This is a genomic window from Salinarimonas chemoclinalis, from assembly GCF_041514305.1.
GTDB classification, from domain to species: Bacteria; Pseudomonadota; Alphaproteobacteria; order Rhizobiales; family Beijerinckiaceae; genus Salinarimonas; species Salinarimonas chemoclinalis.
Genome location: NZ_JBGMWH010000002.1, coordinates 157,419 through 170,832, shown reverse-complemented (window position 1 = coordinate 170,832; position 13,414 = coordinate 157,419). Strand labels below are relative to the sequence as shown.

10 protein-coding genes are annotated in these 13,414 nt (G+C 73.7%); 9 read left to right on the top strand and 1 reads right to left on the bottom strand.

All coding sequences use genetic code 11. The features are described 5' to 3' along the window. Nucleotides 1–55: 55 nt before the first annotated feature. Complete coding sequence (locus AB9M23_RS04615; protein WP_372422903.1) at nucleotides 56–922, bottom strand: NAD(P)-dependent oxidoreductase; 867 nt, start codon at nucleotides 920–922, stop codon at nucleotides 56–58. A gap of 228 nt (nucleotides 923–1,150) precedes the next feature. Between AB9M23_RS04615 and AB9M23_RS04610 the strand changes: the two genes are divergently transcribed. From AB9M23_RS04610 to AB9M23_RS04570, 9 genes are all read left to right on the top strand, one after another. Further along, nucleotides 1,151–2,686 carry a hypothetical protein gene (locus tag AB9M23_RS04610; RefSeq protein ID WP_372422901.1) on the top strand — a complete coding sequence of 512 codons (1,536 nt, stop codon included), beginning with the start codon at nucleotides 1,151–1,153 and terminating at the stop codon, nucleotides 2,684–2,686. 133 nt (nucleotides 2,687–2,819) lie between these two features. Then, entirely contained in the window at nucleotides 2,820–3,125 is a 306-nt protein-coding gene (locus tag AB9M23_RS04605; protein ID WP_372422899.1) for a hypothetical protein, read from the top strand. 133 nt (nucleotides 3,126–3,258) lie between these two features. Beyond that, the gene (locus tag AB9M23_RS04600; RefSeq protein WP_372422898.1) at nucleotides 3,259–4,551 is read left to right on the top strand and encodes a lipopolysaccharide biosynthesis protein; all 1,293 of its coding nucleotides are present in this window, start codon (nucleotides 3,259–3,261) and stop codon (nucleotides 4,549–4,551) included. Continuing rightward, the gene (locus AB9M23_RS04595; RefSeq protein ID WP_372422897.1) at nucleotides 4,548–5,834 is read left to right on the top strand and encodes an O-antigen ligase family protein; all 1,287 of its coding nucleotides are present in this window, start codon (nucleotides 4,548–4,550) and stop codon (nucleotides 5,832–5,834) included. The genes AB9M23_RS04600 and AB9M23_RS04595 overlap by 4 nt, the downstream gene beginning before the upstream one ends. Then, nucleotides 5,812–7,269 carry a GumC family protein gene (locus AB9M23_RS04590; RefSeq protein ID WP_372422895.1) on the top strand — a complete coding sequence of 486 codons (1,458 nt, stop codon included), beginning with the start codon at nucleotides 5,812–5,814 and terminating at the stop codon, nucleotides 7,267–7,269. The genes AB9M23_RS04595 and AB9M23_RS04590 overlap by 23 nt, the downstream gene beginning before the upstream one ends. A 124-nt stretch (nucleotides 7,270–7,393) precedes the next feature. Continuing rightward, entirely contained in the window at nucleotides 7,394–9,280 is a 1,887-nt protein-coding gene (locus AB9M23_RS04585) for a sugar phosphate nucleotidyltransferase (RefSeq protein ID WP_372422894.1), read from the top strand. Continuing rightward, complete coding sequence (locus AB9M23_RS04580; protein WP_372422892.1) at nucleotides 9,280–10,470, top strand: DegT/DnrJ/EryC1/StrS family aminotransferase; 1,191 nt, start codon at nucleotides 9,280–9,282, stop codon at nucleotides 10,468–10,470. The genes AB9M23_RS04585 and AB9M23_RS04580 overlap by 1 nt, the downstream gene beginning before the upstream one ends. Further along, nucleotides 10,467–11,666, top strand: coding sequence for a glycosyltransferase (locus AB9M23_RS04575; RefSeq protein ID WP_372422890.1), 1,200 nt, complete (start codon nucleotides 10,467–10,469; stop codon nucleotides 11,664–11,666). The genes AB9M23_RS04580 and AB9M23_RS04575 overlap by 4 nt, the downstream gene beginning before the upstream one ends. After that, the gene (locus AB9M23_RS04570; protein WP_372422888.1) at nucleotides 11,667–13,370 is read left to right on the top strand and encodes a glucosamine inositolphosphorylceramide transferase family protein; all 1,704 of its coding nucleotides are present in this window, start codon (nucleotides 11,667–11,669) and stop codon (nucleotides 13,368–13,370) included. It begins immediately after the preceding gene. Nucleotides 13,371–13,414: the final 44 nt, after the last annotated feature.

The window sequence follows — 13,414 nt, the reverse complement described above, 5'->3', positions numbered from 1 at the left end:
CTCCGTGGCGGCGGGACGCTGGTGTCGCCCTGTCCGTACGGCGGGCAGCCCCCTCTCACTTCTCCAGCCGCGCCACCAGGCTCGACGTGTCCCAGCGCTTGCCGCCCATCTTCTGGACGTCCGCGTAGTACTGGTCGACGAGGGCGGTGAGGGCGAGCGTGGCGCCGTTCTTGCGCGCCTCGTCGAGGACGATGTCGAGGTCCTTGCGCATCCAGTCGACGGCGAAGCCGAACTCGAACTCGCCCTCGGCCATCGTCTTCCAGCGGTTCTCCATCTGCCAGGAGCCGGCGGCGCCCTTCGAGATCGTGTCGAGCACGGCCTCCAGGTCGAGGCCCGCGCGCTTGCCGAAATGTACCGCCTCGGCGAGTCCCTGCACGACGCCGGCGATGCAGATCTGGTTGACCATCTTGGTGAGCTGACCCGAGCCCGCGGGGCCGATCAGGCGGCACATCTTGGCGTAGGCCTGGATGACGGGCTCCACCCGCGCGAACGTCGCCTCGTCGCCGCCGCACATCACGGTGAGCGCGCCGTTCTCCGCGCCCGCCTGGCCGCCGGAGACCGGCGCGTCGACGAAGCCGAACCCCTTCTCCCAGGACAGCGCGGCGAGCTCGCGCGCCACCTCGGCGGAGGCGGTGGTGTGGTCGACGAAGACCGCGCCCTTGGCCATGCCCTTGAATGCGCCCTCCTCGCCGATCGTAACCTCGCGCAGGTCGTCGTCGTTGCCCACGCAGGCGAACACGATCTCCTGGCCTTCCGCGGCCGCGCGCGGCGTCTTGGCGAAGGCGCCGCCGTGCTCGGAGACCCAGCGTTCCGCCTTGGACTGGGTGCGGTTGTAGACGATGACCTCGTGGCCCTTGGCCGCCAGATGCCGCGCCATGGGGTAGCCCATCACGCCCAGTCCCAGGAACGCTACCTTCGCCATCTCTCGTGCTCCTCGCTGAGGGGTGCGTCGTGCCGTGGGGCACGGTTCTAGAGCATCCTCCCGGCGAGTGGAACAGCCCGTGGACGGATGCCTCCCGCGAGGCGGCCGCGACGGGACGGGCGGGACGCGAGGAGCGCGGCGCGGGCGTCCGCTTAAGCCGGGATTAACCGTAATCTGCGTTCCATGGGGTCAACGCCGAGACCGCTCGGCCCGGAGTTTCAGCGTCTCATGTTCCTGCTCGCCGGGATGGCCAGGGCCGCGCTCGTCGCGGCCGGTGCCGGCCTCGGGCTCGTGATCGCCTCGGCGATCGAGCCGCCGGGGTCCGGGCCCTATCTCGCTTCCGTCGACCTCGCGCGCGACGGAGCGCCGCCGGCCGCTGATGCGCTTCCGCGGGGTGCGGAGATCGTCGAGGAGGGCGACCGGCGCGTTCTGCGCGCCACCGGCGAGACGCCGGAGGCCGCCGCGGCGCTGGCGACCGCCGCCGCCTACACGCTCCTGTGGACCGCGCGCGAGCCCGCACCCTCAGTCACCGCGGTCGCGCCACACTCCCCCTCTCCGGCGCCCGCACAGCCGGCCGCCGACTTCTCCGAGCGCCTCGACGCGCTGCGCACGCGCGACGAGGCGAGTGCCACCCTCCGGCGCCTGGGCGAGGCGAGCGATCCCGAGCGGCTCGCGAGCGCTCAGGGCCTGCCGCCGGCCGTCGAAGCCGCCGCCGCGCGCTACGTCGAGGCCTCGATCGCGGCAGCGGACGCGCAGGAGGTCTACGGGCCGCGCCATCCCAGCCGCGCCGCCGCGCTGCGGCAGCTCCAGAGCGCCCGCGACCGCCTCCTCGCCGCCGCCGACGCCGCCCGCGAGGACGCGCGCGGGGCGCTCGACGCGGCGCGCGAGCGGCTGGCGCGCCTCGATCGGAACGCCCCCGCCGGATCGGCAGGGACGGCTGCGCAGCGGGCGGACGCGGCGGCGCCCGCCTCCGCGCTCTCGGCTCCGCCCGTCCCGTCCCCGCCGCTCCAGTCCCCGCCCCTGCTCGCCCCGCGGATCGAGGCGTCCACCGCCGGCGCGGCTCTGCCGTGGGAGCCGATCGGCGCGGGCGCGGGCGCGCTCCTCGCCTACCTCCTCACGGCCCTGCGGCTTCCCGGCACGCGCCGCGCCGATCGCCGATCGCAGGCGGCGACGCCGGCGTCGGCCGCCGCGCCGGCGATCGCGGCGCTCGCCGAACCCGACCCCGCAGCGGTCCGCGCGCCCGTTCATCGACAGCCGCCGCCCCGGCACGACGCAGCGGCGCTCGCCGAGACCTGGGATCGGCTCGCGGATGCGCTCGCGGCGGGCGAGCGGGTGCGCGTCCTCGTCCATGCAGCGGAACTCGACGCGGGCGGCGATCCGGCCGCGATCGCGCTGGCGGACGCGGGTTCGGCCTCGGGCCTGCGCGTGCTTCTCGTCGACGCGAGCGTGACGACGGGCATCCTCTCCCATTTCGATCTGGGCGAGGACGCCCACTCCGTCGGGCGCCTCATCGACCTCCAGCCCGCCCTCGCCGCGCAGGCCGTGCGGCTGCCGCATCTCGCCGACGCGCACGATCCGCGGGGCTGGCGCGCGGAGCACGCTTCGTGCATGCTACGTCTCGTCGAGACCACGTTCGACCTCGTCGTCGTAGCGACGCCGCACGAGCCCAGCGCCCTGCAGGTGGCGATGCTCGCCGGCGACGCCGCGACCCTGGCCTTCGCGCCGGGCGTCGTCGAGGGCGAGGCGGCGCGCACCGCGGCCTGAACTCGGAGGCGCGTCGGGGTTCGGAGGCGCGTCTGGACGGAACGGGCGGGGTTACGATCCGTTCACGTGCGCGCGCCATGCTGCCTCGGCCGGTCGAGCGCCGGGGCAGCGCAGCCGGGAGGAGGAGGGCCGAATGTTCGTCGTCGCGATCGCCCTCGTCGTCGGCGCAGCGTTCCTGGTGATCGCCGCACCGGCGCTCGGCCTCCCGACCGCGATCCTCACCGCACCCTTCGTCGCGAGCCTCGCGGCGGGGGTGGCGATTCTCGTCGCCGATCTCGCCTTCCGCTCCCGCTTCGGCCTCGATCGACGCATCGCCGAGCTGCGCGGCCTCCTCGCCCGCGCCCGCCGCGACGACCCGCGCCCCTCCCGCGACCGCACGCCCCGCGACCGCACGCCCCGCGACCGCACGTCCCGCGACCGGCCCCGCAAGCGCGCCTGAGCGGGCGCGCCCGACCGAGCGGCATGCCGCTTGCTGCCCCGGGGCACGACGCCGGCTCCACCGCCCCTACGCCGGTGAAGATGCGTCGACACGGGACCGTGCGGGCTGCGAGATGTATCAAAATGAGCGAAAATTGTCGCTGACGCGCCTGCGGTCGCCGGACGCGACCTCGTTCGTCTGGGCGGTGCTCGACCAGGCCGTCGTGTCCGGCGGCAGCTTCGCGACCTCGATCCTCCTCGCCCGCGCTCTCGGCCCGGAGGACTTCTCGCTGTGGGCGGCGATCTGGATCGCGGTCTTCGTGGCGCTCGAGTTCCAGCTCGCGCTGGCGGTCGTGCCGCTCCAGGTCTTCACGCACGAGGCGCGCAGCCGCGGCGACCACGGCTTCACCGGGCGGATGCTGACGCTCGCGCTCGTCTTCCTCGTCGCGATGGCGGCGCTCGGCCTCGCCGTCGCTGCCGCGCTCCAGGCCCTGGGCTGGGCCTCGGTGTGGCCCGCGGCGCTGGCGGCCGCCGCCTTCGGCGTGCCTTTCCTCGCCTGCGAGTTCGTGCGCAAGCTCCTCTTCCTCGACGAGCGCGGCCCGCTCGCGCTGTGCCTCGACATCCTGCGTTTCGGCGGGCTCTTCGCCATCGCCGCGCTGGGGTGGAGCATCGCGGACGCGCCGGGCGGCGCGGGCGGCGCCTACGCCTTCGCCTACGCCGCGGGCCTCGCGAGCCTCGTCGTGCTCGTCGTGGGCATCCTGGCGAGCGGCGTGCGGCCGAGCCTGTCGCCCCGGGCTCTGGCGAAGACCGCCGGCGGCTCCTGGACCTACTCGCGCTGGCTCGTCGTCCTCGCCGGCTCGCGGCGCGCGGGGTTCGACCTGATCTACGTCCTCGCCGGCAGCGCGCTCGGCATGACGGCGGTCGGCGGCCTGCGCGTCCTCCACCAGATCCTCAGCGTCTCGCACATCGCGCTCCAGACCATGCAGAACGTCGTGCCGGGCATGGCGAGCCGCAAGCTCGTCGCCGAGGGGCCGGAGGCACTGGCGCGCTACACGGCGTCGCTCGCGGCGCTGACGATCCCCGCGGCGGTGGCGCTCGTCGGCTTCACCTCGGTCTTCGACGAGCTGCTCGTCGTCGGCCTGTTCGGGCCGGAATGGCGCCCCTACGCCTCGGCGCTGCCGGTGCTCGCGGTCGGCTACGCCGCGATGATCGCGGCCTATCCGTTCATGTTCCAGCTCCAGGCCAAGCGCGACAGCGCCGCGCTGCTCGCCGCGAGCATCGTCGCCTCGACGGTGGCGCTGGGTTCCTTCTTCCCCCTCGCCGACGCGCTCGGCATCCACGGCGCGGCGATCGCCTTCAGCCTCGCCCTCGTCGTCGAGGCGGCGCTGCTCACCGGCTTCGCCCTGCGCGGCGTCGGCGGCGGCCTCGTCGAGGAGGACGGCGCATGACGAGTGCCGCCGCCGCGCCCGCCGCCCGCCCCGAGGCGCCCCGCCCTCTCGCGTCGACGGCGGCCGCCGCCGGCGGCGGCGCCGTGTCCGCGAGCCTGCTCGCGACGGTGCTCTACGTCGTCGTCTTCGTCGCGTACGTCTGGGGCTGGCCGATATCGCGCCATCTCGGCGTGCCGGCGCTGGCGGTGCTGCTCGCGACGGCGCTCCTGTCGATCGTCTGCGCCCGACGCGCGTACCTGCCCGGCGCGATGATCGCGCTGCCGATCCTCGCGAGCGTCTACATCGCCCTCTCCTACGCCGGCGCGCTGCCCGCGGCGTGGACGCAGGTCTACGATCGCGGTGCCATCGCGCAGCAGTCGGTCGGCTACATCGCCATGCCGATCCTCGTCTCCGCGAACGTCAACGCGCTGATCGTGCTCGCGCGCTACCCCGCGCTCGTCAAGCGCGTCCTGGTGCCGGCGGGCGTGATCGGCGGACTCGTGATCAACCCGCTCGTGCTCACCCTCTACGGCGAGCCGCTGGAGGGTGGGCACAGCTACTTCCTGCTCAACAGCTTCTCCGGCGCCGAGCTGATCCTCACCGCGCTGATCGGCTGGTGGGCCTTCCACTCGCTCTCGGGCATCGCGCCGCTCGTCGTCGTGCCGATCCTGATCGCGCTCACGACCCACCTCAACACCGCCCTCGCCTACCTCGCGCTCCTCGTCTTCCGGACGCGCCGCCTGCTCGTGCTCGGATCGCTGGCGGGGCTGCTGCTGTTCCTCGCGACCGGCTTCGTGGCGCCGCTGTTCTGGGAGCCGCTGCTGGCGCTCGACGCCAACAACGGCATCCGCGCGGTGTTCTGGGGCGACGCCTGGCTCGCGGTGCGCGACACCTGGGGCGTGGGCGTGGGCTTCGGGCGCGAGGCGATCCGCGGCGTCTACTATTTCTACGCCGAGCCCTGGTCCCTCAAGCGCCCGGACGAGCCGGACTTCCTGTTCATCGGGGTGCACAACTCCGTCGTCCAGGCCGGCTTCCGGCTCGGCATCCTCGGCGCGGTGCTCGTCGTCCTGCTCATCGCCCGCCTGCGGCCCCGCCGCAGCCCGCGCACGCCCACCGAGCAATTCGATGCCTGGCTGTTCTTCGTCTTCGTCATGATCGTCTGCTCGAACGTCGCGATCACGGGCATGTACCACCTGCCCGGCGTCACCGCCGTGTGGGCCTGGCTCGCCCTGCGCCACGACCCCGCCTGCATCCGCACCTTCGCCATCAAGGGAGAAGCCCATGTCGGCCCCACCGATCGATGAGCGTGACCGCGTGTTCTCGCTGCCCCGCCAGGTCGAGGCCGCGGACACCCGCTCGCTGGGCGACGACCTCGCGTCGGCGGTGCGCGACGCGGCCGGCCTCGTCGGGCGGCTGCGCCGGCGGCTCCTCCCGATCCTCGCGCTCGCCCTCGCGTGCGCCGCGATGGGTGCCGCATACGGCGTCCTGACGCCGCCGACCTACAAGTCCACGACGCGGGTGATGATCGATCCCCGCGAACAGGCGGTCGTGCCGGGCGCCTTCGCGCCGGGCGCGCAGACGCCCGACATCGTGCGCCTGGAGAGCCAGGCGGCGATCATCACCTCCTACAACGTGCTCGCCGCCGCGCACGCCGCGCTCGGTCCCGCCGCCGAGAGCCCCGGCCTCGTCGCCCGGCTGCGCGCCCTCGTCTCGGGCGAGGCGGCCCGGGAGGGCGGCTCCGCGGATCGCGCGGTCGAGGCGCTCGCGCGCGCGGTCGCCGTCGACCGGGTTCCCGGAACCTACGTGCTCGAGGTCTCCGCGCTCGCGCAGACGCCCGAGCGGGCGCAGGCGGTGGCGCGCGCCGTCGTCGCCGCCTACCTCGACGACCAATCCCGCACCGAGGCGGAGGAGCTCGGCCGCGCCGGGCGCCTCCTCGACGAGCGCCTCGACAGCCTGCGCACCCGGGTGCGCGAGGCGGAGGCCGCCGTCCAGGACTTCGCCCGACGAAACGGGATCGTGCGCGCCGGCGAGACCGAGATCGACGGCCAGCAGCTCGCGCTCCTGAACCAGGAATACGCCGCGGCCCGGGCGGACGCGTCCGCGGCGCGCGCGCGGCTGGAGGCCGTGGAGCGGGTCGCGCGCGGCGAGGCGGGAATCGACGCCCTGCCGCAGGCGGTCTCGTCCGGCACCGTCCAGAGCCTGCGCGCCGCCCTCACGGAGGCGCTCGACCGCGAGGCGGCACTCGCCAGCGAGCTCCTGCCGAACCACCCGCGCATGGTCCGCGCTCGCGAGCAGGTCGAGGGGCTGGAGGCGCAGCTGCGGCGCGAACTCGCCCGTGCCGCCCAGAGCGTGCGCGACGAGTTCCGCATCGCCGAGGACCGCGAGCGGGAGATGCTGGCGCGCGTCGAGGAGGCCGCCTCGCGGACCACCGCGCTCGACGAGCGGATGATCGAGCTGCGCGCCCTCCAACGCGAGGCGGTGGCGAGCCAGGGCGTGCTCAACGACTACCTCTCGCGCATGAACCAGGTCACCGAGCAGGTGGGCCTGCAGTTGCCGACCGCGCGGGTCCTCTCCCCCGCGAGCCTGCCGCGCCGCCCGGCGAGCCTGCCGCCCGTGATGCTGGCGCTGCTGGCGGCGATCGGCGGCGCCTGCCTCGGCGTCGCGATCGCGCTCGCGGCGGAGGTCCTCGCGCCGGCCCGCACGCCGCAGCCGCAGCAGCGGGCGCTACGCACCGCATGACGTAGAGGAATTTTGCGATCGAGACGCCGAAAATGGTGCTCGATTTGCACTGGTTCCGGCAACGGAGCGGCGAGTGTCGGATCTCGTATCGCCCTGGGACAGATCAGCGTGGGAGTTCGTACCAATGTGGACTAGCCAGACCCCGAGCGCCCCGTTCGCGCCGATCGGCGGGGACGAGCGCGCGCTTCCCGGCGACGTCGTGACCGCGATCGAGGCGGAGGAGGAGCGGCGTCGCGCCCAGCGTGGCGACGGCGGCGCCCGCACCGTGCTCGTCGTCGGCGGCGGCGGCTACGTCGGCATTCCCGTCATCGAGCACCTGCTCGCCCGCGGCTACCGCGTGCGCAACCTCGACCTCGGCGTCTACCGCAACGGCCCGGCCTCGATGGGGCTCGCGGCGCGCGAGGGCTACGCGTTTCTCCACGGCGATTTCGGCGATCGCGAGGTCGTCGCGCGGGCGCTCGAGGGCGTGAGCGACGTCGTCGTCCTGGGCGGCCTCGTCGGCGACCCGATCACCAAGAAGTTCCCCGACGAGTCCGCCGCGATCAACGAGCGCGGCATGCTCTCCTTCATCGCCGCACTCGACGGGCGCGCGCTCAACAAGGTGATCTTCGTCTCGACCTGCTCGAACTACGGCATGATCTCGGAGGACCGGATCGCCGACGAGAGCTTCGAGCTGCGCCCGCTGTCGCTCTACGCCAAGGCCAAGGTCGGCATCGAGCGTCATCTCGGTTCGCTGCGGGGCGAGGTCGACTACGACGTCACGATCCTGCGCTTCTCCACCGCCTTCGGGCTGGCGCCGCGCATGCGCTTCGACCTCACGGTCAACGAGTTCACCCGTGAGCTCTTCCTCGGCCGCGAACTCGCCGTCTACGACGCCACGACCTGGCGGCCCTATTGCCACGTGCGCGACTTCGCGCGCGTGATCGACCGCGTGTTGCGCATGCCGCGGGAGACCGTGAGCTTCGAGACCTTCAACGTCGGCGCGGACCGCAACAATCACACCAAGCGCAGCATCGTCGAGCTGATCCGCCAGCGCCTGCCGCAGGCCCGGGTGACGGAGGTCAGCGCCTCGAACGACCCGCGTAACTACCGCGTCAGCTTCGCCAAGATGCGCGACACGCTGATGATCGAGCCGATCCACTCCGTCGAGGACGGGATCGACGAGATCCTCGAGGCGCTCTCCAACCGTGTCTTCGAGGACGTCGAGGAGCGGCGCGACTTCTACGGCAACTACGCGCTTCCCGGCCTGCGCGGCGGGGCGGCGGCGATCGCCCGCGGCACGGCGGGCAAGCCCCGCGCGGTGATCCTCGCCGGCGGCAAGGGCGTGCGGCTGCGGCCCTACACCGCGAGCCTGCCCAAGCCCCTCGTGCCGCTCGGCGACAAGCCGATCCTCGAACTCGTGCTCCACCAGCTCGCCGCCTGCGGCTTCGGCCGCGCGACGCTGACGCTGGGCCACCTCTCGGGCCTCATCCGCGCCTTCGTCGACCAGCAGGCCTCGCTGCGCGCGAAGATCGACATCGACTTCGTCGACGAGGAGGCGCCCACCGGCACCGCCGGCTCGCTGGCGAGCGTCGGCGGGCTCGACGAGCCCTTCCTCGTCATGAACGGCGACGTGCTCACCGACATCGACTACGGCGCGGTGCTGCGCGACCACGCGGCATCGGGCGCGGCTCTGACGATCGCGGCACACAACCGCAGCATCAAGATCGACCTCGGCGTGCTCGAGGTCGACGACGGCGGCAACGTGGTCGGCTACCGCGAGAAGCCGGAGATGTCCCACGACGTCTCCATGGGCATCTACGCGTACAGCCCCCGCGTGCTCGCCCACATCCGCGCCGGCGAGTACCTCGACTTCCCCGATCTCGTGCTGCGGCTGATCGCGGCGGGCGAGACGGTGCGCGTCTACCGCAATGATGCGATGTGGCTCGACATCGGCCGCCCCGAGGACTACGCCCGGGCGCAGGAGCTCGTCGAGACCCGCGCGGCCGACCTCAACCTCGGAGCCGCCTGATGAGCGACTGGATCCATCCGCTCTCCACCCCCGACCTCGGACGGGCGGAGGAGGAGGCGCTCGTCGCCTGCGTGCGCTCCGGCTGGCTCTCGACGGGGCCGCGGGCCGCCGCCTTCGAGGCGCGCTTCGCAGAGCTCCACGGCGTGCGCCACGCGATCGCCGTGACGAACGGCACCGCCGCCCTCCATCTCGCCTACGCCGCGCTCGGGATCGGGCGTGAGCCCGGCGAGGAGGTGATCCAACCCTCGATCAACTTCATCGCCGCCGCCAACATGACGGTGGCGAGCGGGGCGACGCCGGTCTTCGGGGACATCGTCTCCCTCGACGAACCGACCCTCGATCCCGCCGAGGTCGAGGCTCGCATCGGCCCGCGCACCGTCGCCGTCGTCGCCATGCACTACGCCGGCTACCCGTCGCGGATGGCGGAGCTCGAGGCGATCTGCCGGCGCCGCGGGCTTCGGCTGATCGAGGACGCCTGCCACGCCCCGCTGCAGACGGCGCCGGACGGCCGATTCCTCGGCACGATCGGCGACGTCGGCTGCTTCTCGTTCTTCTCCAACAAGAACATGACCTGCGGCGAAGGCGGCATGGTCGTGACGAACGACGACGCGCTCGCCGCCCGTATCCGCTCCCTGCGGTCCCACGGCATGACCTCGCTGACCTGGGAGCGCCACTCTCGGCGGCTCGGGACCTACGACGTCGTCGACACCGGCTTCAACTACCGGATGGACGACCTGCGCGCCGCGCTCGCCACCGTCCAACTCGAGCGCCTGCCGGAGGCGAACGCCCGCCGGCGTGCGCTCGCGCGTACCTACGCCGAGGCGTTCGCGGCTGCCCCCGAGGGCGCGCGCTACGTCTTCGGCGCGGCGGCGCGGGACGGCGCCGGGGCGGCCCACGTCGCGGCGATCGTCGTCGACCCGGACGTGCGCGACGCGGTGCGCGCCGGCCTCGCGACGGCCGGTATCCAGACGAGCCTCCACTACCCGCCGGCCCACGAGATGACGGCCTTCGCCGGCGTCGCCTCGTCGGGCCTCGCGCGCTCGGAGGTGTTCGCGCGCAGCGTGATCACGCTCCCGCTCTACCCGACCATGCCCGACGCGGCCCCCGCCGAGATCGCGGCCGCGGTGTCGCGGGTGCTCGACGAGGCACGGGCCGCGGGCGCGCCCTTGAGGACCGGAACCGACGCATGAGCACGCCAGAGCATCGCCGGTCGAGCCGCGTCGGCAGGAAGGCGACGTCGCTCTTCCTCGTCCAGCTGCCGCCGCCGCGCCACGGCGCGACCCTCGTCGCGGACGCGATCCGGCGCCTGCTCGAGGCGGACGGACGCGTCGCCGTCGAGCACCTGTGGGGCGGCAGCGCGCGCACGATCGCCGACATCGGCAGGAAGACGCCCGGCAAGCTCCTCGGCTTCGCGGCGCTCCTCGCCCGCCTTCTCGCGCGCCGGCTCGTCGGCAGGCGCGCGGACACCGCCTATCTGTCCTTCACGCCCTGGGCGCACACGGCCGTGCGCGACGCGCTGGTCGCGGTGCTGGCCAAGGGCGTCGCCGAGCGCGTGCTCGTGCACGTCCACTGCGAAGGGCTCGACGCGACGATCGAGGGCACGAGCCGCAAGGACGCCTTCCTGCGCCGCGCCTTCGCGGGAACCGAGCTCGTCGCGATCACCGGCGAGACCGCCCGGATCGGTCGCGAGAGCGGGCTCTTCCGCGACGTGCATCTCCTCTACAACCACGCGCTCGATCCCGGCGAGCCGGTGCTCGCCCGCGAGGGTCCGCTGCGGGTCGGCTGGTTCGGGCGCTTCGACCCGCGAAAGGGCGTGCTCGCCGCCATCGACGCCGCCGCGACGGCGCGCGCGGCGGGGCACGACATCCGCCTCGCCATCGGCGGCAGCCCGACCGTCGAGCTCGACGAAGCGGCGCTCGAGGCGCGCCTGCGCGCCGCCGGCCTCTCGGACGTCACCGAGACCCGCTACAACCCCGACGAGGACGGAAAGGCCGAGTTCCTGAGCCGGCTCGACGTCTTCGTCTACCCGAGCGAGCACGACCACGCGCCCCTCGCCCTCATCGAGGCCCTCGCCCACGGGCTCGTGCCGATCGTGCTCACACAGGGCGGCATTCCCGAGATGGTCGGCCCACGCTTCGCCGACGACGTCGTCGACCGCGGGCTGCCTCCCGAGGAGCGCGTGCGGCTGATGGCGGCGCGAATCGCGGCGCTCGCCGCCGACCGGGACGGCCTCCTGGCCGACCGTCGCGCCGCTCGCACGCGCTACCTCTCCGCCTTCAGCGAGGAGGCGTTCGAGGCGCGGCTCCTCGACATCTTCGGCGTCGAGCCGGGTCCAGGCGCGGCACCGCACGAGACCGTGACCGGGGCGGAGCCGACGGAGGTATAGATGGCGCCCGACGATCGCCTGCGCGTCCTCCTCCTCGTCGACGCGCCGCGCATCCCACGCTGGCAGGGCGACGTGATCGAGCGGCTGCGCGCCGACGCGCGCGTCGCGCTGCACGTCGCGGCGTTCCCGGCCCGATCCGCGGGCCGCGGCCGGCGGCGCCGGCCGGGACCCGGCTTCCGTATCGCCGACGCGATCGAGCGCGTGGTGTCGCGTCGGGTCTGGCACCCGCCGCTCCTGCGCCAGGGCTACGACGGCGACGCCTTCGTGCCCGTGGCCCCCGGCGCCGGCGTCCCGCCCGCGCGGCCGGACGTCGTGCTGACGCTGAGCGCCAACGCCCCCGGGAACCGCGACGTCGCGCCGCGCTTCGGTGTCTGGACCCTCGAGGTCGATGGCGTCCCCGTGCCGGATGCCGGCCCCTTCGGCTACTATTCGGTGGCCTCCGACGACCCGCTCTCACGGCTCGCGATCGTCGCGACCGGCGGCGAGGCCGGCTCGGCGGCCGCGGGCATCACCATCGCTCAGGCGCTCTGCAAGACCTTCCGACCGTCCTGGAACGAGAACCGCCGGCGGCTGGAGGCCCGTGCGGCGACGCTCGTCGTCGATGCGCTGGTGGCCCTAGCCGCCGAGCGCCGCCTACCGGCTCCCGTCACGGGCGCCCCGCCGCCGGCTTGGCTGCGGCCGCGCCCGATCTACCCCTGGGTGCTGGCTCGCTGCCTCGCCCGGCTCGGCCTGCGGGTCGCCCAGAAGCTCGTCTACGACGAACGCTGGCAGCTCGCGCTGTTCGACCTCGACGAGACCGCGACGACGGGCGCGCCCCCGCGCCCGCGCTTCGTCACCGGCCCCTTCCGCGCAGACCCGTGCCTGGAGGAGGACGGGGAGGACGTCTACGTCTTCCACGAGACCATCGGCGGCACGCCGGAGAAGGGCGAGATCTCGGTCCTGCGCCTGCGCGACGGGGACATCGAGGATCTCGGCGTGGCGATCGCGCAGCCGTATCACATGTCGTTCCCGATGGTGTTCCGGGTCGACGGGGAGCGCTGGATGATCCCCGAGAGCAGCGCCAACGGCACGATCGAGCTGTGGCGCGCGGAGAGCTTTCCCCTGGGCTGGGTCAAGGACCGCGACCTGATGACGGGCGTTTCGGCGTCGGACACCGTGCTCTGGCGCGGCGCCGACCGCTGGTGGATGTTCACCAACGTCGACCGGCGCGCCGCCCCCGACCATTGCCACGAGCTGCACCTGTTCTGGTCGGACGACTTCCGAAGCGGCACGTGGCATCCACATCCGCTGAACCCGGTCGTGCGCGACGTCTCGCGCGCGCGCATGGCGGGGCGCATCTTCGAGGACGAGGCGGGCGGGCTGGTGCGCTGCGCGCAGGACAACCGGTTCTACTACGGCGACCGGCTGCGGTTCATGCGGATCGACGAGCTCTCTCCGCAGTCCTATCGCGAGCACGAGATCGACGCCGTCGACCTCGGCTGGGTGCCGGACGCCAACGGCCAGCACCACATCGACCGGCTCGGCTCCCTCGTGGTCACGGACGTGCGCTTCCGCCGGCCGCGCTGGCGCCGGCTGGGGCCGATCGCGCTCGACCAGGGGGTGGTCCGCCCGCTCGCCGCCCGCCTCGGTGGGCTCGAACCGTCGGGCTGCGGGCGCACCCCGGCGGGGCGCCGCCGACGTGGTCCGTCGCTCGGGTCGGCATAGCGCGCGCTTCACGCGGCGCTCTCCCCTTTCCCTCGCCGAGAGGG

Excerpts from the sequence above, each read along its gene's own strand:
- AB9M23_RS04615 (WP_372422903.1), bottom strand. The coding sequence starts at position 922 with ATGGCGAAGGTAGCGTTCCTGGGACTGGGCGTGATGGGCTACCCCATG.
- AB9M23_RS04610 (WP_372422901.1), top strand. The coding sequence starts at position 1,151 with ATGTTCCTGCTCGCCGGGATGGCCAGGGCCGCGCTCGTCGCGGCCGGT.
- AB9M23_RS04605 (WP_372422899.1), top strand. The coding sequence starts at position 2,820 with ATGTTCGTCGTCGCGATCGCCCTCGTCGTCGGCGCAGCGTTCCTGGTG.
- AB9M23_RS04595 (WP_372422897.1), top strand. The coding sequence starts at position 4,548 with ATGACGAGTGCCGCCGCCGCGCCCGCCGCCCGCCCCGAGGCGCCCCGC.
- AB9M23_RS04590 (WP_372422895.1), top strand. The coding sequence starts at position 5,812 with ATGTCGGCCCCACCGATCGATGAGCGTGACCGCGTGTTCTCGCTGCCC.
- AB9M23_RS04585 (WP_372422894.1), top strand. The coding sequence starts at position 7,394 with ATGTGGACTAGCCAGACCCCGAGCGCCCCGTTCGCGCCGATCGGCGGG.
- AB9M23_RS04580 (WP_372422892.1), top strand. The coding sequence starts at position 9,280 with ATGAGCGACTGGATCCATCCGCTCTCCACCCCCGACCTCGGACGGGCG.
- AB9M23_RS04575 (WP_372422890.1), top strand. The coding sequence starts at position 10,467 with ATGAGCACGCCAGAGCATCGCCGGTCGAGCCGCGTCGGCAGGAAGGCG.
- AB9M23_RS04570 (WP_372422888.1), top strand. The coding sequence starts at position 11,667 with ATGGCGCCCGACGATCGCCTGCGCGTCCTCCTCCTCGTCGACGCGCCG.